General features: G+C 48.0%; 23 protein-coding genes. 4 read left to right on the forward strand and 19 right to left on the reverse strand.

Going from position 1 to position 19,114, the window contains the following annotated elements:
* Positions 1–41: 41 nt before the first annotated feature.
* From hbs to BpJC4_RS02560, 7 genes are all read right to left on the reverse strand, one after another.
* On the reverse strand, positions 42–314 hold the full coding sequence (hbs, locus tag BpJC4_RS02530) for a non-specific DNA-binding protein Hbs (RefSeq protein ID WP_151679465.1): 273 nt from the start codon (positions 312–314) through the stop codon (positions 42–44).
* 272 nt (positions 315–586) lie between these two features.
* Complete coding sequence (gene spoIVA / locus BpJC4_RS02535) at positions 587–2,065, reverse strand: stage IV sporulation protein A (protein WP_151679466.1); 1,479 nt, start codon at positions 2,063–2,065, stop codon at positions 587–589.
* Between the two features lie 360 nt (positions 2,066–2,425).
* Positions 2,426–3,145: a YphF family lipoprotein gene (locus BpJC4_RS02540; RefSeq protein WP_151679467.1), complete on the reverse strand. Its 720-nt coding sequence runs from the start codon at positions 3,143–3,145 to the stop codon at positions 2,426–2,428.
* Between the two features lie 20 nt (positions 3,146–3,165).
* Positions 3,166–3,366: a DUF2768 domain-containing protein gene (locus tag BpJC4_RS02545; RefSeq protein ID WP_151679468.1), complete on the reverse strand. Its 201-nt coding sequence runs from the start codon at positions 3,364–3,366 to the stop codon at positions 3,166–3,168.
* A gap of 259 nt (positions 3,367–3,625) precedes the next feature.
* Positions 3,626–4,675 (reverse strand): NAD(P)H-dependent glycerol-3-phosphate dehydrogenase, encoded by a 1,050-nt coding sequence (locus BpJC4_RS02550; RefSeq protein ID WP_151679469.1) that lies wholly within the window; start codon positions 4,673–4,675, stop codon positions 3,626–3,628.
* A 20-nt stretch (positions 4,676–4,695) separates the two neighbouring features.
* A complete protein-coding gene (gene der, locus BpJC4_RS02555; protein ID WP_151679470.1) occupies positions 4,696–6,006 on the reverse strand; it encodes a ribosome biogenesis GTPase Der in 1,311 nt (436 codons plus the stop codon).
* Positions 6,007–6,094: 88 nt separating this feature from the next.
* A complete protein-coding gene (locus BpJC4_RS02560; protein WP_151679471.1) occupies positions 6,095–6,694 on the reverse strand; it encodes a YphA family membrane protein in 600 nt (199 codons plus the stop codon).
* A 97-nt stretch (positions 6,695–6,791) separates the two neighbouring features.
* Between BpJC4_RS02560 and BpJC4_RS02565 the strand changes: the two genes are divergently transcribed.
* The gene (locus BpJC4_RS02565; RefSeq protein ID WP_151679472.1) at positions 6,792–6,920 is read left to right on the forward strand and encodes a YpzI family protein; all 129 of its coding nucleotides are present in this window, start codon (positions 6,792–6,794) and stop codon (positions 6,918–6,920) included.
* Between the two features lie 25 nt (positions 6,921–6,945).
* On the opposite strand, the gene rpsA is transcribed toward BpJC4_RS02565, so the two are convergent.
* The 10 genes from rpsA to BpJC4_RS02615 form a co-directional block, all read right to left on the reverse strand.
* Positions 6,946–8,079, reverse strand: coding sequence for a 30S ribosomal protein S1 (gene rpsA / locus BpJC4_RS02570; RefSeq protein ID WP_151679473.1), 1,134 nt, complete (start codon positions 8,077–8,079; stop codon positions 6,946–6,948).
* Positions 8,080–8,223: 144 nt separating this feature from the next.
* The gene (gene cmk, locus BpJC4_RS02575) at positions 8,224–8,898 is read right to left on the reverse strand and encodes a (d)CMP kinase (RefSeq protein WP_151679474.1); all 675 of its coding nucleotides are present in this window, start codon (positions 8,896–8,898) and stop codon (positions 8,224–8,226) included.
* A gap of 131 nt (positions 8,899–9,029) precedes the next feature.
* Positions 9,030–9,674 carry a flagellar brake protein gene (locus tag BpJC4_RS02580; protein ID WP_151679475.1) on the reverse strand — a complete coding sequence of 215 codons (645 nt, stop codon included), beginning with the start codon at positions 9,672–9,674 and terminating at the stop codon, positions 9,030–9,032.
* Between the two features lie 147 nt (positions 9,675–9,821).
* On the reverse strand, positions 9,822–11,171 hold the full coding sequence (gene ypeB / locus BpJC4_RS02585) for a germination protein YpeB (RefSeq protein ID WP_151679476.1): 1,350 nt from the start codon (positions 11,169–11,171) through the stop codon (positions 9,822–9,824).
* 12 nt (positions 11,172–11,183) lie between these two features.
* On the reverse strand, positions 11,184–11,930 hold the full coding sequence (gene sleB, locus BpJC4_RS02590; protein WP_253693369.1) for a spore cortex-lytic enzyme: 747 nt from the start codon (positions 11,928–11,930) through the stop codon (positions 11,184–11,186).
* 371 nt (positions 11,931–12,301) lie between these two features.
* A complete protein-coding gene (gene prsW, locus BpJC4_RS02595; protein ID WP_151679478.1) occupies positions 12,302–12,985 on the reverse strand; it encodes a glutamic-type intramembrane protease PrsW in 684 nt (227 codons plus the stop codon).
* Positions 12,986–13,112: 127 nt separating this feature from the next.
* Entirely contained in the window at positions 13,113–14,084 is a 972-nt protein-coding gene (locus BpJC4_RS02600) for a YpdA family putative bacillithiol disulfide reductase (protein ID WP_151679479.1), read from the reverse strand.
* Positions 14,085–14,216: 132 nt separating this feature from the next.
* Entirely contained in the window at positions 14,217–15,494 is a 1,278-nt protein-coding gene (locus tag BpJC4_RS02605; RefSeq protein WP_151679480.1) for a Glu/Leu/Phe/Val family dehydrogenase, read from the reverse strand.
* A gap of 96 nt (positions 15,495–15,590) precedes the next feature.
* Entirely contained in the window at positions 15,591–16,139 is a 549-nt protein-coding gene (locus tag BpJC4_RS02610) for an adaptor protein MecA (RefSeq protein WP_151679481.1), read from the reverse strand.
* Positions 16,140–16,199: 60 nt separating this feature from the next.
* On the reverse strand, positions 16,200–16,985 hold the full coding sequence (locus BpJC4_RS02615) for a metallophosphoesterase (RefSeq protein WP_151679482.1): 786 nt from the start codon (positions 16,983–16,985) through the stop codon (positions 16,200–16,202).
* Positions 16,986–17,186: 201 nt separating this feature from the next.
* Between BpJC4_RS02615 and BpJC4_RS02620 the strand changes: the two genes are divergently transcribed.
* The 3 genes from BpJC4_RS02620 to BpJC4_RS02630 are packed head-to-tail and all read left to right on the forward strand — an operon-like array spanning position 17,187 to position 18,265.
* A complete protein-coding gene (locus tag BpJC4_RS02620) occupies positions 17,187–17,405 on the forward strand; it encodes a spore coat associated protein CotJA (RefSeq protein ID WP_151679483.1) in 219 nt (72 codons plus the stop codon).
* 5 nt (positions 17,406–17,410) lie between these two features.
* Positions 17,411–17,671, forward strand: a complete 261-nt coding sequence (locus tag BpJC4_RS02625) for a spore coat protein CotJB (protein ID WP_151679579.1) — start codon at positions 17,411–17,413, stop codon at positions 17,669–17,671.
* A 24-nt stretch (positions 17,672–17,695) separates the two neighbouring features.
* On the forward strand, positions 17,696–18,265 hold the full coding sequence (locus BpJC4_RS02630; RefSeq protein WP_151679484.1) for a manganese catalase family protein: 570 nt from the start codon (positions 17,696–17,698) through the stop codon (positions 18,263–18,265).
* Between the two features lie 68 nt (positions 18,266–18,333).
* Here BpJC4_RS02630 and BpJC4_RS02635 read toward each other — a convergent pair whose 3' ends face one another.
* Both BpJC4_RS02635 and BpJC4_RS02640 read right to left on the reverse strand, forming a co-directional pair.
* Positions 18,334–18,783: a YpbF family protein gene (locus BpJC4_RS02635; protein WP_151679485.1), complete on the reverse strand. Its 450-nt coding sequence runs from the start codon at positions 18,781–18,783 to the stop codon at positions 18,334–18,336.
* A 76-nt stretch (positions 18,784–18,859) separates the two neighbouring features.
* Positions 18,860–19,111 (reverse strand): hypothetical protein, encoded by a 252-nt coding sequence (locus tag BpJC4_RS02640; RefSeq protein ID WP_151679486.1) that lies wholly within the window; start codon positions 19,109–19,111, stop codon positions 18,860–18,862.
* Positions 19,112–19,114: the final 3 nt, after the last annotated feature.

A 19,114-nucleotide genomic window follows, 5' to 3' on the forward strand; every position in this document is an offset into this window, starting at 1 on the left:
CCTAGGCAGCCTTTTTTTCGCTCAAAGCCAAACATATGTAATTATTTTACTGCGTCTTTAAGCGCTTTTCCCGGTTTGAATGCAGGCACTTTGCTTGCTGCAATTTCGATTTCCTCACCGGTTTGAGGGTTTCTTCCTTTTCGGGCTGCGCGTTCGCGCACTTCAAAGTTGCCAAAACCGATTAATTGGACTTTGTCTCCTTTTGCCAATGCATTTTGGATTGTATCGAAAACAGCATCAACTGCTTTTGTGGTGTCTTTTTTGGAAAGTTCCGTAGCTTCCGCCACCGCATTGATTAAATCAGTTTTGTTCATTCCATTCACCTCCTCCCAGAGAAACTTAGAAGGCATTTCCAGTTTCTAGTCATCATTGTATACGGTTTTTCATCATATTAAACGTTAAAAACCGATAGAATTAGGCATTTCAGCAACACCAATTCTGTTAAAAGATTATCATAATCGCATGGTGGGTGCAAGAAAAATTCGCTAATAGAGGGAAACTTTTCATCTTTTTTCCAAAAATGAAAGGTGGAAATGGAGGAATCCAGGGTTACAGGCAACAAAAAAGGGAATACCGCGTATCCCCTTTACAAAATAATGGCGATCAGGCCGCCCGATCCTTCATTGATGATCCGTTCAAGCGTTTCTTTCAGTTTATAGCGGGCGTTTTCCGGCATGAGCGACAGTTTTGCTTGGATCCCCTCCCTGACGATCGAGCTTAAATTGCGGCCGAATATATCGGAATTCCAAATCGACAGCGGGTCATCCTCAAAATCCTGCATGAGGTACCGCACAAGTTCTTCGCTCTGTTTTTCCGTCCCGATGATCGGCGCAAATTCCGATTCCACATCGACTTTGATCATGTGGATGGAAGGCGCCACCGCTTTGAGCCGGACGCCGAAACGCGACCCCTGGCGGATGATTTCCGGTTCGTCAAGACTCATATCCTGCAAGGACGGGGAAGCGATACCGTAACCGGTCTGTTTCACCATTTTTAAGGCATCGGAAATCTGGTCGTACTCTGACTTTGCATGGGCAAAATCCTGCATCAGTTCGAGCAGATGGTCTTTTCCGCGGATTTCGACGCCGACAATTTCTTTTAAGACCTGGTCATACAGTTCATCCGGCGCCTCGAGGTCGATTTCCGCAACCCCCTGACCCATCTCGATGCCGGCAAGGCTCGCACTTTCAATAAAGTCATATTCGTTAAACGCCTGCACAACGCGGTCGACATCGCGAAGCCGTTTAATGTCTTTCACCGATTCTTTCACGGAGTTTTGGTAATTTTCCCTTAGCCAGTGGTTCTCTTTTAACACCATCACCCAGCTCGGTAGATTTACATTTACTTCCAGAACCGGGAATTCAAACAGCGCTTCCCGCAACACATTTAAGACATCGGCCTCGCGCATGCTTTCAACGGACATCGCCAAAACCGGCAGATCGTATTTTTCCTGCAGTTCTTTTCTCAGTATTTCCGTTTCCGGGTGGTGCGGCTTTGCCGAATTCACGACGATGATAAACGGTTTCCCGACTTCTTTTAATTCCGCAACAACCCGTTCTTCCGCCTCCACGTAATCTTCGCGCGGAATTTCGCCGATCGTGCCGTCCGTTGTAATGACGACTCCGATGCTGGAATGTTCCTGGATCACTTTTCGTGTGCCGATTTCCGCCGCTTCATGGAAAGGAATCGGCTCTTCGTACCAAGGCGTGTGGATCATGCGCGGCCCGTTTTCGTCCTCATACCCTTTTGCGCCTGGAACCGTATAGCCGACGCAGTCGACAAGCCGGATGTTCACGTCAAGCCCTTCATCGACATGGACGGCGACCGCCTGGTTCGGCACAAATTTCGGTTCGGTTGTCATAATCGTTTTCCCGGCCGCGCTTTGCGGCAGTTCATCCTGCGCCCGGGTTCTGTCCGCTTCATTTGCAATATTCGGAAGCACGACCAGTTCCATGAATTTTTTGATGAAAGTGGATTTGCCTGTTCTGACTGCGCCTACAACGCCTAAATAAATATCGCCACCTGTACGTTCTGCAATATCTTTAAAAATATCTACCTTTTCCAAAAAGATTCCCTCCCCACATTCGTTCCCGGGACAAAGCATCATTGAGTTGATGATAGGACACTATATGTGTATGATGTTGTCCGACCGCCTTATGTCTATGAAATGAATTTTTTTATAGATTTACAGAAAAGGGCCTGATGAAGGGTTATTACAGCAGAATCCGCTCGCTTTCTACGGGCGGTCCGATCCCCCCATCCGGCGCATCTCGTTGCGGGGACTCGACCGGCCCGCTTTTCCCGCAGGAGTCCCACGGATTCCGCTTTAAAATACCTTGTGAACAGCGGGATGTAATCATGATCATAACCCGTAAAAAAATAAACCCTTTCTCTAACAATATATTGGCAGAAGAAAGGGTTATGACTAATTTGCCATAAATACCGGCTCATTTTTTTCATTGACTGTATAAGGAAGGGAATATGCGGGAACGTAAGGGGATCCCTCCGTTAAAAGCACACGGATATCCTCTCCCTTTTTAAAAGGGCGTTTGCTACTTTTTAAAGCCTTGGCTAGATCCCTCCGGTAATCGACATAGATTTCCCCTTTTCCCGTAATGACAAGCGGAAGTTTTTGGTGCGTATACGGCGATACGACATATGGGGCTTTTTTGTAGCCCAGTTTTTTAAAATCCAAGGTGTATACGTTTCTTGCAATCTCCTTTTTAAACGGCGGGTAACCTTGGGAAGCAATCCTGATCTGCAGTTCTCTTATTTTATCCGGAATGCGGACGTCATAAATTTTCACCGTAGGCTTTTTTTCCGGATCAAAAATAATATATTGGAAGGTTCCTCCGCTTTCATAGGCGTTTGCCGGCGGTTCCGGCAAATAGTTTTTCGGCGCCTTCAGCTTGTTAAAATCAATCGGGTATTTTTGGTAAACCGGCGTATTTTGCCCCTTCGTTATGATCGGAAGCAGGCCGCCGTTATCTTTCCGGTACTCTTCGACCGCTTTCTGCACCATTGCAAGCTGCGCATCATCCAGGATCCCGCTTCCCGCCTTTTCTGCCTGCGGATACAGACAGCCGCCTAAAAAAGCGCAAAAAAATGCCGCCGATAACACCAAAAGCAGTTTCTTAAATCCCAAAAACCATCCCCCCTCCGGATCTAATTTGCCGGCCCGCTCAGCACGATATAGGCCATGATCAGGCCGCCGACAGCAAGACACGCATAAGCCAAGGCCGCTGCTGCCCATTTCATCACACTTGATTTCAGCTTGTACCTGCTGGCCATGATCATGACCATGGCCAAAAAGAAGAGACCCATGCCGAAAAGCGAGATCCACATGTTTGCCATCCCCCGTGACAAAATTACCCCCCCCTTTGCATTTTACAAATACCGCCATTTTTCCGTAAAACTTTGCGGACATTATATCATAAGTTTTCAAATTTTCCAATAATTGGCGGCAAAACAAAAGCCGGGGCAACAAATACATGCGCTCCGGCAAAAAAATGACAAATACCCAGCCTGCCAGTTTAAAGCTTTTTCATTTTCCTTAAAGAATATGCATGCATGGCCTTCTTGGCATCATAAGAAAGCCTACTTCCGTCCATGCAACGGCAAGCTATCAACCTTGGAACTGTTCATCGAGCATGTCCATTAAATCTTCCATTTCATGCTTTTTCAAACGCCCCATTAAATGGTCAACCGCTTCTTTCGGATTGAGATCCGCAAATAAAACATGGTAGAGGGCATCTGTAATCGGCATTTTTACATTAAATTTATGGGCGAGCTGGTAGGCGGCCTTCGTCGTCCGGACACCTTCAACCACCATGCCCATGCTGTTTAGCACATCATCCAGTTTTTTTCCTTTGCCGAGCATATTGCCGGCCCGCCAGTTGCGTGAATGCACGCTCGTACATGTAACGATCAGGTCTCCGATCCCGGCAAGCCCCAAAAACGTTAGAGGATTTGCGCCCATTTTCGTGCCGAGCCGGGCGATTTCCGCAAGCCCCCTCGTCATCAAGGCCGCTTTCGCATTGTCGCCGTAACCGAGGCCGTCCGAAATCCCGGCGGCAAGCGCAATAATATTTTTCAATGAGCCGCCCATTTCGACCCCGATGATGTCCGGATTCGTATATACCCGGAAATTAGAATTCATGAAAATATCCTGCGCCTTTTTGGCGGCCTGCATCTTTTTCGACGAAACGGTTACGGTTGTCGGATGGCGCAGGCTGACTTCTTCGGCATGGCTCGGTCCGGAGAGAACAGTCACATCTTGAAGGACCGCTTCCGGGATTTCTTCCTCAATCATTTCGGAAATGCGCATCAGCGAACCCGGCTCTATCCCTTTGCTGACGTGAATGATGGAAAGCGGCATTTTCCGCACTTCCACAATCTGCCGGCAAACATCGCGGATCGCTTTTGTCGGCACGGCAAGCACAATGGTATCAAGGCCCTTTAACGTTTCATCCAGCGAAAAATACCCTTTAATTTCGGGCTGAAGCTCGATCCCCGGCAAATAAAACGCGTTCATATGGGTACGGTTAATTTCGTCAATTTGCTCTTTTTTATTGCCCCACAGCCTGACCCGATAACCGTTGTCGGCCAAAACGATGGACAAGGCAGTTCCCCAGCTGCCCGCCCCGAGCACTGCGATCACTTTATCGTTTGACAAAAGAAACACCTTCTTCTTTTTTATTTGCGCGCGCGGGTAATGATCCTGATCGGCGTTCCGGTAAACCCGAATGCATCGCGGATACGGTTTTCCAAAAACCGCTCATAGGAAAAATGCATCAGTTCGGGATCATTAACAAAGACAACGATCGTCGGCGGTTTGACAGACACTTGCGTCGCATAAAAAATTTTCAGCCTCCGCCCCTTATCTGTCGGGGTCGGGTTCATTGCCACCGCATCCGCTATCACTTCATTTAACACGCTCGACTGTACGCGCATCGCATGGCTTTCGCTGACCGTCTGGAGCAGCGGAAATAACTGGTTGAGACGCTTTTTCGTCTTTGCCGACACAAAAATGACCGGCGCATAATCGAGAAACTGGAAATGGTCTCGGATTTTTTCCGTGAACTGATTCATCGTTTTTTCATCTTTTTCGACGACATCCCATTTATTCACAACAATGATCACGCCCCGGCCGGCCTCATGGGCATATCCCGCAATCCGCTTGTCCTGTTCGCGGATCCCTTCTTTACCGTTCAGCACAACGCAGACCACATCCGACCGTTCAATTGCCCTTAATGCGCGCAGCACGCTGTATTTTTCCGTGTTTTCATAGACTTTCCCTTTTTTGCGCATACCCGCTGTATCAATCATAACATAAGTCTGGCCCTCATAAGTATAGACGGTATCGACAGCGTCCCTTGTTGTTCCTTCGATGTCGCTGACGATGACGCGTTCTTCCCCTAAGATTGCATTAAACAAAGACGATTTCCCGACATTCGGCCTGCCGATAAAACAAAATTTAATCACATCCTCGCCGTAATCCTCATCGGTTTTTTCCGGGAAATGCTTGACAACTTCATCGAGCAGGTCGCCGAGCCCGAGGCCGTGCGCGCCGGAAATCGGGAACGGGTCGCCGAAGCCCAATGCGTAAAAATCGTAAATTTGCGCACGCATTTCGGGATTGTCAATTTTGTTGACGGCCAGCACAACCGGCTTTTTCGAACGATATAAAATTTTTGCCACCATTTCATCAGCTGAAGTGACGCCTTCCCTGCCGCTTGTGATAAAAATAATGACATCCGCTTCCTGTATGGCGATCTCGGCCTGCTGCCTGATCTGGTCGAGGAACGGTTCATCCCCGATATCGATGCCACCTGTATCAATAATATTAAATTCATGGGTCAACCATTCAGCTGAGCTGTAAATGCGGTCTCTCGTCACTCCCGGGACATCTTCCACTATGGAAACCCTTTCGCCGACAATGCGGTTAAAAATGGTCGATTTTCCCACATTCGGGCGCCCAACAATTGCCACAACCGGTTTTGCCACATGATTCACCCTTTCTGTCTCATTTCGCAAACAATATCAACTTTAGTAGTTTAACAATATTTTCCCGCCCAGGCAATACGACAATAAACTAACCCTGTTTTTCTTTTTTCGCACCCACTTTTCCGGATAAAGCATTGAAACAATGGTTAAACATTCCCCATCCGCATTGGAAGGCAAGAAACAATCCAATCATATCCAAGTACGGAGGCGCGCCGGCCGTCTGGGAAAAGCCCCATTTCATCAAAATCAGCGAGTAAATGATTTCCCCCTGCGCCGTCCCGATCACAGCGGTTGCAATGCCGGTAAGCGGCGAATCAAAAATCAGGTGCACGAGGATAAACAATAAAATGCTGTAACAAAATGTGCGGTCCGCCAAAATCCATACCGGATCATACATTTCAAACAAAAGCAGCCCCGCATAGCCCGTCATAACAATCCATACGCCAGCGAGCCGGTAAAAAAGCGCAAAACCTGAAAACCGCGCCAAAAATAAGTACCCTGCAGCAAGCATCACGGCTAAAGGACATTGCAGCTTTAAGCCGCCCACCGACAATTGGTAAGGAAAAGCAATAATGAAAAACAAAGAAAGGACAGCGGACGTAAGTCTCAAAGGGTGCCCTTTTTCCAGCAAAAATGTCGCCCAAATCCAAATTCCCCACATGATGCCCAAAAAAAGCGAACCGTCCATGGCGCACCTCCTTTTATTTCCATTATGGGAAAGATTGCGCCGGACTAATCGCAACATTGATGATTTTTTAGCCATACTATAAGCGGGGGTGAGTGTTATGGGCAAAGACCGCCAGGAGAAAAAACTACGTAAAAGCGGACGGGTGGAAAGCGACCGCGACCAGGCGTTCCATTACGCCGGGGCAACCCGTCTCGAAAGCCCGGAAGAAGCGCGCAAAAGGCAGTAAAAAAGAGTGCGTTGCGCACTCTTTTTTACTGTTTAAATTTTTTCAACTGGTCACCGACCACATCACCGAGCTGGAAGCCGGTATTTTCTTCAGGAAGATCGTAATCCGCCTCTGTATCCGCCTGTTCCAGTTCTTTGATGCTTAATGACAACCTGTGATCTTTTTCGTTTACATCGAGCACTTTGACCTTGACCTGCTGCCCCTCTTTCAGCACTTCATGCGGGGTGGAAATATGCCTGTGGGAAATTTGCGAAATGTGGACCAATCCCTCAACACCAGGGAAAACTTCAACAAACGCCCCAAAGGAAACAAGGCGCTTTACGGTGCCGGTAAGGACAATACCTTTCGGCGCTTTCTCCGCGATACCTTCCCACGGGCCCGGCAGCGTTTCTTTGACCGAAAGTGAAATCCGCCCGTTGTCACGGTCAACCGACAGCACTTTTACTTTTATGGTTTCCCCTTTTTTTACAACGTCGGACGGGGTCTCCACCCGCTCATGGGCAAGCTGGGAAATATGCACAAGCCCGTCAATGCCGCCGATATCGACAAAAGCGCCGAAACTCGTCAGCCTTTGCACGGTCCCCTCCAAAACCTGCCCGGCTTCCAGATGGTCAAGCACTTCCTGCCGCTTTTCTTCTTTTTCTTTTTCGACAACGGCACGGTGCGATAAAATCAGCCGGTTTTTTTCCTCATCCAATTCAACGATGAGAAAGGACAGCGTTTTCCCTTTATAATCGGAAAAGTCCTCCACAAAATGGTCTTCCACGAGGGAAGCCGGGACAAAGCCACGTACGCCGAGGTCAACAACAAGGCCGCCTTTTACAACTTCATTCACTTCCGCTTCTATGATTTCCTGGTTTTCAAATTTTTCCTTTAACTCATCCCAGGCTTTTTCGGCATCGTATTTCCGTTTCGAAAGAATGACGGCGTCCTCTTCCACTTTCGTGACGACAAGATCCAGCTCGTCCCCTTCTTTTACGGCATCCGAGGCTTTTTCAATATGGAGATTGGAAAGCTCGCTGATTGGGATGATGCCGTCCACTTTGCTTCCTTCAATGGAAACGAGCACCTGTTTTTCTTCCACTCTGACCACGGCCGCTTTGACCTTGTCCCCTACGGAGAGGGACCTTACTTCTATTTCATTCATTTCGTCTGACATATGTACTTCCTCCTTATCCGGCGCTTCAACTACAATTGAATATACCCGTTCTTTTCAAATTAAATTCGTATTATTCAAAAAGAAACTCTTTCCTATAAAATTTCTAACAAATTTTGCATTTTGTCAAGCAAAGAAGCTGCACGTTTATTGGGCAATTTTTTCCCGCGCCAATTCAAGGATTTTGTCCGCAACTTCTTCAATGCCCAGATGGGTCGTATCCAGTTCGACGGCGTCCTTCGCTTTGCACAGCGGCGAAACTTCACGCTCCGAATCAAGCCTGTCCCTCTCCTCAATTTCGCGTTTCAGCTCGTTGAGGTTGGAAGGGATTCCTTTCGCCAAATTTTCGGCATGGCGCCTTTCCGCACGCTCATCGACACTGGCAAGCAGGAAAATTTTCAATTCGGCATCCGGCAAAACTCTCGTGCCGATATCCCTGCCATCCATGACAATACCGCCGCCTTTGGCAAGTGCCTGCTGACGCTTCACCATTTCTTCCCGGACGGTGCGGTGTTTTGAAACGGCGGAAACTGAATTCGTCACTTCCCTTTCCCTGATTTTTCCGGTAACGTCTTCTCCGTCGACGAAAACAACCTGGCCGCACTCCCCGGACATGAGGCGGATTTCGGTCCTGTACAAAAGTTCCGCAAGCGCTTTGCCATCTTCCACATCAACCCCGTTCTCAAGCGCTTTGTATGTAAGTGACCGGTACATAGCCCCTGTATCAATGTAAATATAATTCAATTTCTCGGCAACTTTTTTTGCCGCCGTACTTTTCCCGGCCGCTGCGGGACCGTCGATGGCAATATTGATTTTCTTCATACAACGAATTCACCCTATTCTCTCTTGTTGCTGTAGCATGACCATTTGCCGCTGGGGCAACGGATAAAAGGTTACACCCTTTTATAGTGTACCATAAAATGGGGAATCCTCCTATCCATGAAACATATTTGTTATCCGGCAAATCCTTTTTTACGCAGCTCCACCTGCTGTTCGAAACAGAACCGCATAATGCGCTGCCTGTCCAAGGCGGTCGTATCAAGGAACTTTAATGATACCACGGGTTTGCCGCTGCTTTCAAAAAGCCGGACGACGGAAATCAACATTTTCAGGTACACATGGCCGTCTTTCATCGGCAGTACGAGCAGCGCTTTCCCCTCTTCATTCTCCCTGAGCCGTACACCTTCCGGAATGTAGACGGCGCAGCCCCCAGAACTGATATCTTTCGTTACCGCTGTCATTTTAATATTGGATTCGGGAAAGCGGAGCGCGATATCGAGCGCCGCATCCACCCTGACATACTGCCGGCGCTGGATTTTACGGATTTGTTCCGGAGCTGGTTCTGATAAAATGAGCATCGGGATATTGCCGAGTTCCCTGCCGGTGATTTTTGCCGAAAAACGGTAGGCAATCCGGTTATCCGAAACAAATTCCACGAACAGCGCCTGCCCGATTAACAAAAATACGATCCGGTTCGTCTCCACGTCGATCGGGTAATCAATATAGATGCCCCCGTCCCGGATGTCGGCTATTTTGCATCTGTATTTCCTGCCTGTGTCTTTGTCCTCAAGCGCCAATGGCATCCCGACTTTTAACATGTTCCAAAACCCCTTCTAAACGATTCCAATTTTATTATGACATAGGCGGGGCCATTTTGTACCATTTTTTGCATGTTTTTTGTTGAGAAATTCACTTGCCGATGATTCTTCCGCCAAAAAAGCCCGGCCGAATTTGCCGGGCAATGGCTAAATGGACTTGCCGTACGTCCTTTCCGTATCTTTCAGCTTTTCCACTTTTTCTTCGTCCCCGTTTTCGGCATTGATATAAATCCGGTACGTATCATCATTCAATACGCCCAAAAATTCATAGCAAAGTACTTCACGGTTTAAATCGCCCGTGATGATGGCAAGACGTTTTTCCATTACCTTAAGCTTCGGATTTACACGGCTTCTCGCCTCTTTTTCGCTGATTTTTGGCTTTGGAATGACCCGTTTTTGATGGCTCCTTAGAAAGTCATCGGCCATAAACCCGACGACTTGTCCATTGTCAAGCGCCACTTTCATTTTAACCGTTTCCGGATAAATCCGCACATCACCTTGTTTCGCAACAAAGGAAAAGACACCTATGTTATCATATTGCGAGCTTTCAAACATCTCCATTTTCTCAAAATGGTGCTTGTTTAAAAATTGGGCGGCTTTTTGCGATGCTTCGTTTAAGCTAATGTTTTGTCTGCCGATCGTGCGCTTGTGAAAAAACCAGATCGGATATCCGCCTTTTCTCGTGATGTCGGCGGTAATTTCATGACCGTCTTTGTCTTTCAGCGATACGCTGTAAAAGGAAAAATGCGCGCCTTTTTCATTCGGTTTCGCTTCAGCGGACCGGGTGTTTTTGATGCCCGCATAGTTTTTGGCTGTTTCAATTGCTTCTTTTTTGCTGACCATCCTGCCTTGTAAATGTTTATAGTTATCATCGCGGTTTTGGAAGTTCGCAAAAGAAGGGCTGTTCAAGTCTGCATTGTCGTAGCCTTTAACCGTCCTTTCCACCGTCTTAAACCCGTCGATAATCGTATTGTCCTTCGCTTCCTTCCCGGTGGCAAGCGCCAGCTCGACATCCATCCAGCGCAAATTGTTTTGCAGGACGTTTTTCTGGACATCTCGCAATTCATCCTGAATATCACGGCTTTGCGCATACAATTTTTTTAACGAAGCATACTCTTTGTCTGTTAACGGCTCTTTGTCCAGATCGCGCACGGCTGTCCGGTAGCTGAAGTTCCCGATATTGACCAGGAACTCTTCCGTTTTATTGAACGGAAGCAGCGACAAAGGCAGCTGGCCGACATCGGCATGCGCTTCCGATGTCAGGCGCCACACTTCCGCCAATGCCGGCGAAAGCGATTTTTGCGAATTCATCGCGAGCGTGTTGCCGATTTCATCGTGAAGCAGATCCATTTTATAAGTAAGATCATGAAATGCCCTTTGGTACGTATTTTCGGCATTCAATAAAACCGCCTGCTTATCGCGGTGCTCCTTGTAAGCCCAGGCCGCCGTCCCCGCAAGCCCAAGGGCCAGTACAACGATCAATATCCGTTTTGCCATGTTTGATCCCCCTTACTTGCAGAAAATATGTTTGCCAATTTGCTTAATTTGCGGCCTCGACCAGATCCACTTGCTCGTTGCAGTCGCGGGATTAAAATAATAAAGCGCATTTCCCGACGGGTCCCAGCCGTTGATTGCATCCAAGGCGGCTTTTTTCGCCGTATCGTTCGGCGTCAGCCAAATCTGCCCGTCGGAAACAGCCGTAAATGCGCCAGGCTCAAAAATGACGCCGGAAATCGTGTTCGGAAAAGACGGGCTGTCGACCCGGTTCAGGATGACCGCCGCCACCGCCACCTGCCCTTCATACGGTTCGCCGCGTGCTTCGCCATAAACGGCCTGAGCCAGGAGGCGGATATCGTTTTGCGAAAAGCCGTTCGGCACATTGGATGTTGTGGCGGCTTTATTTACGGACATGTTTGAAGTTTGTTTTTTCGCACCGCCGTAATACGTAAATTTTTTACCGCTGTTGACCATGGATTTCACGTAAGCGGCGTCATATTTCGATGCTTTCACGAGTTTTGCTTTGACTCGGTCGCCCGCCAGCCCGTCGACCGGAAGCCCGAAAGCCGCCTGGAAATTTCTCAGAGCCCAGTATGTACTCCATCCGAAAACACCGTCAATGGCGCTCCTGTAATAACCTATATATTGCAGCCTCGCCTGCAGTTCAATCACATCGTCCCCAACCGCCCCTTTTTGGATAACCTGATCCGTGAATGCGTATGCTGGCTCTGCACTTCCGGCAGTATAAAGCGCTGCCATAGCCGCCAGCACGATCAGGAATTTCATACAGCCGTTGTATTTCATTCCGCATACCCCCAAAATTGGTGAAGAATTAACCGTAGTTTTTGGAGAATGCGGGAATTTTATGCAAAAGCTTTTGTACGGCTGGTATCCTGCCGGAAAATTAAAAAGGGATGTCCCAAAGTCAGTAACTGACCAAGGACACCCCTTTTAAGTTATGTATGATGAATAGGTAATTGACCTTGTTGATGATCGCGGAATTTACGAGACTCCTGCAGGAAAAGCGGGCAAGAAGAAACCCCGCAGTGAAGTACGGGCAAGGAGGCCTGGATAAGACCGCGGAAAGCGATCATCAACCGTAAATAAGAAACAGAGAAATTCCAAAAAGATTATAAAGTTTGCTGCGTTCCTGCAGCTTCCTGCGCAAAATGCTGGGCGGAAAGGCTGTGCGCTTGCTTTGCTTTTTTCAGGCTGAGCCACCAGAGCCCGAACATAAACGGGATCATGTAATACAGCCATTTTTGCTGGGTAAGCATGATCAAGTCATAAAAGCCGTGCAATGTAAACGGCAGGGCAAAAGAAAGGAACAGCCACCCTTTTTTGTGCGGTGAAAACCTTGCTTTTCCTAAATAATAACCCATGATGACTCCGAATAAAGCATGGCTTGATACCGGAAGCAATGCGCGGCCAAATGCAAGATACACCCCGCCTGAAAACAGCGACAAGATGTTTTCAATCGTGGCGAAACCGAGCGAAACGCTGACGCCGTATACAATTCCGTCAAATGGTTCAGTAAATTCCCTGTTATAAAATACAATGATTGCCAAAATCAGCCATTTGCAAAATTCTTCGGGCAAAGAGGAATGGAAAAAGGCATACCGGAGACTGCCCGAAAGCCAGTTTTCGTGCGTGATGACAAACTGGACGAACATCACCGGCAGCGTTACGAGCGCACCGTACAAAAAAGCTTTGGCTACAGCAAGAATCGGCTCCGGTTCGAACTGGTCCCGCAAATAAAAATAACAGAGCAGGGCAAACCCGGGGGCGATGCCGGCTGATAAAAGGACAAGCATAACCAACCTCTCTTTTCTTAAGGAATCGTGTTTCCGCGTCCCGTTAATGTGTTATCTTTATCGTAACACGAAAAGATTGGAAAAGAAACACCGGCCCCGGAAAAACCATTCCGGCACAAAAGGCCGGTTAAACATTTTCCCGCGCCCGAATCGCTTCAGCAATCAGGCCGCCGTGGAAACGTCCGTTTTCGATAAAAATTTCATTGGCATTATTTCCCGCCGCAATGACGCCTGCAATGAAAATCCCTTCGACATTTGTTTCCATCGTGTCTTCCCGGTATTGCGGCCGCCCCGTTTCCGGATCGATTTCGACGCCCATTCCACGCAGAAAAGAATGGTCTGGATGATAACCAACCATCGCAAACACAAAATCGTTTTTGATTTCCTTTTCTTCCCCGCCCGCTTTATAAACTACGCTGTGTTCTTTGATTTTTTTTACATTCGCGCGGAATTCCATTTTCACTTTCCCGTGGCGGATCAGCGAGTCGAATTCCGGCAAAATCCACGGCTTAATGCTTTCAGAATATTTGTCCCCGCGGTACAGGACCGTTACGCGCGCCCCCGCCTTATTCAACTCAATAGCGGCATCAACGGCCGAGTTTTTCCCTCCGATGACAACGACATCCGTGTCAAAAAACGGGTGCGCTTCTTTGAAATAGTGGAACACTTTACTTAAATTTTCCCCCGGCACATCCATCATGTTCGGGTTGTCGTAATACCCGGTTGCAACGATCACATAAGGTGTTTCATATTCATTTTTCGAAGTCTTTACAACAAAATTTCCGTCCGCCTGCTTTTCCACGCTTTCCGCTTTTTCGAACCGGTTGATGCGGAGCTGTTTCAGCCTCGCCACTTCCCTATAATACGTGAGCGCCTGGTTGCGCTTCGGTTTTAAGTTTTCTGTAATAAACGGCACATCACCGATCGCAAGCCGGTCGCTTGAGCTGAAAAATGTTTGGTGCGTTGGATAATGGTAAATGGCATTCACAATATTCCCTTTTTCGATGACAAGCGGATTTTTCCCGATTCCCTGTAAACTTATGGCGGCTGCCAATCCGCACGGGCCGCCCCCGATAATGATACAATCTTCTTTCTGCATATTTCCTCATCCCTTTCACGAAAACTGTCGATATGTAAAAAAGTTTCCCCCTGAAGCGGCCGCAACATGAAAGGCCACCCATTGAAAAATCTCCCACCGTTTCACGACAGGAGATTTTACGTGCGCATCCTTTTAAATCCAGCCCCTGAATCTGCAGGCTTCCGCCACCCTCCTCACGCCGACCATATAAGCGGCAAGGCGCATATTTACCCGGCGGAACTGGGCGGTTTTGTAAACCGTATCGAACGACTGGACAAGAACTTTTTCAAGCTTCTCATTGACTTCTTCCTCCGTCCAGTAATACCCCTGGTTATTTTGTACCCACTCAAAATACGAAACCGTTACGCCGCCGGCCGATGCAAGCACATCCGGCACAAGCAGGATGCCGCGGTTCGTTAAAATTTCGGTAGCCCCCAGCGTGGTTGGGCCGTTTGCCGCTTCTACCACAATTTGCGCCCGGATATTATGGGCATTTTCTTCAGTAATTTGGTTTTCAATGGCCGCCGGAACCAAAATATCGCAGTCCAGCTCGAGCAGTTCCTTGTTTGTAATCGTATTTTTGAACAGCGTCGTAACCGTCCCGAAACTGTCGCGGCGGTCCAGCAAATAGTCGATATCAAGGCCTTTCGGGTCATACAGCCCGCCGTAAGCATCCGAAATGCCGATTACTTTTGCTCCGGCATCATGCATGAACTTTGCAAGGAAGCTTCCGGCATTGCCGAAACCTTGGATCACAACCCTGGCGCCTTTTAATTCTATGCCTTTTTTCTTCGCCGCTTCACGGATGCAGATAGTCACCCCTTTGGCCGTTGACGATTCACGGCCGTGCGAGCCCCCGAGCACAAGCGGTTTGCCCGTAATAAACCCCGGCGAGTTGAATTCATCGATCCGGCTGTACTCATCCATCATCCAGGCCATGATTTGCGAGTTCGTAAACACATCCGGTGCCGGAATGTCTTTTGTCGGGCCGACGATTTGGCTGATCGCCCTGACATAACCGCGGCTCAAGCTTTCCAGTTCGCGGAAAGACATTTTGCGCGGGTCGCAGACGATACCGCCTTTTCCTCCCCCGTAAGGCAGATTGACGATACCGCACTTCAATGTCATCCAGATGGACAAAGCTTTTACTTCGTTTTCCGTGACATCCGGGTGGAACCTGACGCCGCCTTTTGTCGGTCCGACCGCATCGTTATGCTGCGCGCGGTACCCCGTAAAAATTTTAACCGTACCGTCATCCATTCTGACGGGAATTTTCACCGTTAACATGCGAATCGGCTCTTTTAAAAGTTCATATACTTCTTCAGGGTATCCAAGCTTTTCAAGAGCCTCATGGATAATTGTCTGTGTTGATTTTAGCACATCTCGACTTGCTTCCGTTGTTTGGTGATCTGCACCCTTATCGGCTGCCATTATCGCAAACCTCCTAGATACATAAGAAATATCTGCTTTTAAAATTAGTATACAACTTTCATTTGCGAATGAAAACCGCAAATGCACGCCGGCCGTTTACCGGAAATGCTCGAGGATCCTGTGGAGCGCGCCGTTTTCAAACACTGCAAGGCCGTATTCCCGTACCATAAAAGGGGAAATCCTCGCGCGTTCCCCGTATTCAAGGAAAAACGGCGCCATTTTTGCCCCAGGTTCAACAAGCAGATAATAACGTTCCTCAAAACAATAAAGGCTTGTTTCGGCGATTTGGCCCACATTTTTTAAAAATCGTGCCAGCGCAATGACCTCTTCAATGGATTGAAACCAGTACACGTCTTCCTGCAGCGGGTTGTCTTCATCAAACCAATCCCGTCCGGATGTTGCCTCGTCCTCCTCTCCCAAAGTCAAAATTAATACCATTTCATGGACACTCAAAGAATATATTTCGATCGAGAGCATTTCGCTCCCGCCAACATCGTATGCCTCATCCGCCAATTCAAGCATTTCATCAAATAAATGGTTCCAAACGGGCGAATCCAGGTCATTTACAAGGATGCCGCGTTCCGTCAACTCATCAAACGAAATGGAGTATTTAATTTTGTTGGATGAAATCCGTTCGAGTTTCATATTTTTCCGCCCCCTGCATACGGCTCTTACCAATATAGTATGTAGTGGGGGAAAGAAGGTTCATAGGCCGCTTGAACCGCGGTTGCTTTTAATTGTAATTAAATGCGTTTCCGGCTTCGCGCCGAGTCGCAGCGGAACAAGGGTGGTGCCGTAACCGTTGCTTGTTAAGTGGATCATGTTGCGGATTTTTCTTACGCCACCGCTCCTGTACCTGCTAATTCCGAAAAGGCGGATCTGACCGCCGTGCGTATGGCCGCTTAACATCACATGGATATGGTCCAATTCGTGGAGCTGGTAAACCATTTTCGGATTATGGCTGATTAAAATCCGGAAATCATCCGGCTGCACTTGTTCGAGCGCTTCATCGAGATTCTCCTGCTCCATCGTTAAATCATCGACACCGATCAGCGCAATCCGCTTTTCCCCACCTAGATGGAGAAAATACGCCGTATTCCGCAGCGAGTGGACGCCCGATGCGGAAAAAATTCCGTTCAGTTTTTCCGCATCAATCTCATAATCATTATTTCCCCACACAAAGAAAACGGGGCCGATTTTTTTCAGCAGGCGCAAGTTTTCTTCCACCCTGCCAAGTGGCACTCCTTTTTCGAGCAAATCGCCGCCGATGATGGTAAACCGCGCCTTGCCAAGCACCTCTTCCACGATTTGGGGGTGGATTTTCCGCCTGTGGATATCGGAAATAAAAAAAAACGTGCACGGTTCCTGCCCGTCCGGATAGGCATCCACACAAAACTCGTGTGTGATCAGCCTGTTCATGGATGCTTCATACCGCATATATACCAATAAAATGATTCCGCACAAAACCGCAATCCATAAAAATGCGAACATATATGAGCTCCTATTCTGAAAATCTCGGGCCGGCCCAAAAAACAAAACCGGGCACGTTCCCGCGGCTTTCCTTAAACTTCCGCCTATATCAGTATTATATCTTAATCGCGGTAGATGAAAAGAATTCCGTTTTGATTTTTGTCATGGCGGCTGAATCAGGCACATAAAATGGAAGAGACTATAAATGTCAGGAGGATTGTGATGAGCACACCTTTTAAAACATACCATCCTTTTATCGGGCCGTTTGACCCCTGCCCGCCGATAAAGGAAAAAGTGTATTCAACGCCGCCGCACCTTTACATGGGATTCCAGCCGCCGAATTTGCCGCAGTTTCCGCCTGCAGAAGCTTTGGCGCGCGGAACACTTTGGATGCCGCTTTATGACCCTTATTACAGCCCTTATGAACGGGCAAAGGAATGATCATCATGAAACAGCTTCCGAAAGAATATTATACATTGCTCGAAGAACTGCAGGCGCTCGATTTTACGATTTTGGAACTGAACCTTTATTTGGATACGCATCCAGGCGACAAGGCAACCGTTGAACAATATAATACGCTCACAGGCGCCAGGAAAAAAGTAAAAAAGGAATTTGAAAAACAGTTCGGTCCGCTGACGAGCTTCGGTTATAGTTACTCTCCTTACCCTTTCCACTGGAAAGAAGCACCTTGGCCATGGCAAGTATAACTTCAAAAGGAGTGGATGAACCGAATGTGGATATATGAAAAAAAACTGCAGTATCCGGTCCGGGTCAGTACCTGCAACCCAAAGCTAGCAAAACTTCTTATCGAACAGTACGGCGGCGCGGACGGGGAGCTTGCGGCAGCGCTCAGATATTTGAACCAGCGCTATACGATACCGGATAAAGTGATCGGGCTTTTAAACGACATCGGCACGGAAGAATTCGCCCATCTCGAAATGATTGCGACAATGGTGTATAAACTCACAAAAGACGCGACACCCGACCAGCTGGAAGCTGCCGGGCTAGACCGCCATTATGTCGACCATGAAAAAGCACTCCATTACCATGACGCGGCCGGTGTGCCTTGGACGGCGACATACATCCAGGCAAAAGGCGACCCGATCGCGGATATATATGAAGATATTGCCGCAGAGGAAAAAGCAAGGGCCACCTACCAGTGGATCATCAATTTAAGCGACGACCCGGATTTAAATGACGGGCTCCGTTTTTTGAGGGAGCGGGAAATCATCCATTCGCAGCGGTTCCGGGAAGCCGCGCAAATTTTAATAGAAGAAAGAAACCGAAAAAAAATTTTTTAAGAAGATGCCCGCCATCTTCTTATTTTTTCTATTGACTGCAAAATCCGCTTTCCCCCGCCCGAGCCTTTTTATTTATTTTCATGGTATAAGTTAATGTCGAATTCTTTTTGCATCATTTCAAATACTTTGTGACGCTCCTTCCAACTTTCCCCTTTCCATAAATCTTTGCTTTTGTCAATGATTTCGCAGCGGAGCGCATGGAATTCTTTTTCAGCCTTTTCCCTTTTGTCGAACCAAATTTTGCTCATCCCCCATAGGGCGGCAGCGCAAAGCAGCAAAAACATTTGGAAAGGACTGGCGGCTATGCCGGAAAACGTGGCAAACATGGATCCGGAATCCCCAAAAGACCGGTAGACAACATAAGCCCAGCCGAACGTGTAAAAAACGCTTGTCCATAAAACGGCAAGATGGCGTTTCCGGTACCGCTCGTATTTCTTCTTGCGCTTTACTACATTTGTGAGCATTTGTTTTGTTGCTTCATCCGTGCCATGGCCAAGCCCGCTGATTGACGGCTCCATATCGATCACCCCTATCCCCAACTATATGCGTCTGTCCAATATTCCATGACAGACGGAAGCCGGAACAGCAGGAAAATTATCGATGGAACAAATATGTATAACAAAAATATACGGCAACCGGTACAAGCATAAAAAATACAACCAGTACATTGATGAGCGGGATTTTGGACTGCTCTTTCGTCCGCCCATGGTCCCTCCGCTCCGTGCGGGATGCGTAGGCCGGATACCGCTCAGTCCCTTTCCGCTGCCCTGACGGCTTCTTTTCGATCACTTTTTCAAGCTTCTGCCGTCCTTTTTCCATTTCTTTTTCAAATAATTCGTCGGACATGGT

It is taken from the genome of Weizmannia acidilactici, from assembly GCF_008974185.1.
Classification (GTDB): domain Bacteria; phylum Bacillota; class Bacilli; order Bacillales; family Bacillaceae_C; genus Weizmannia; species Weizmannia acidilactici.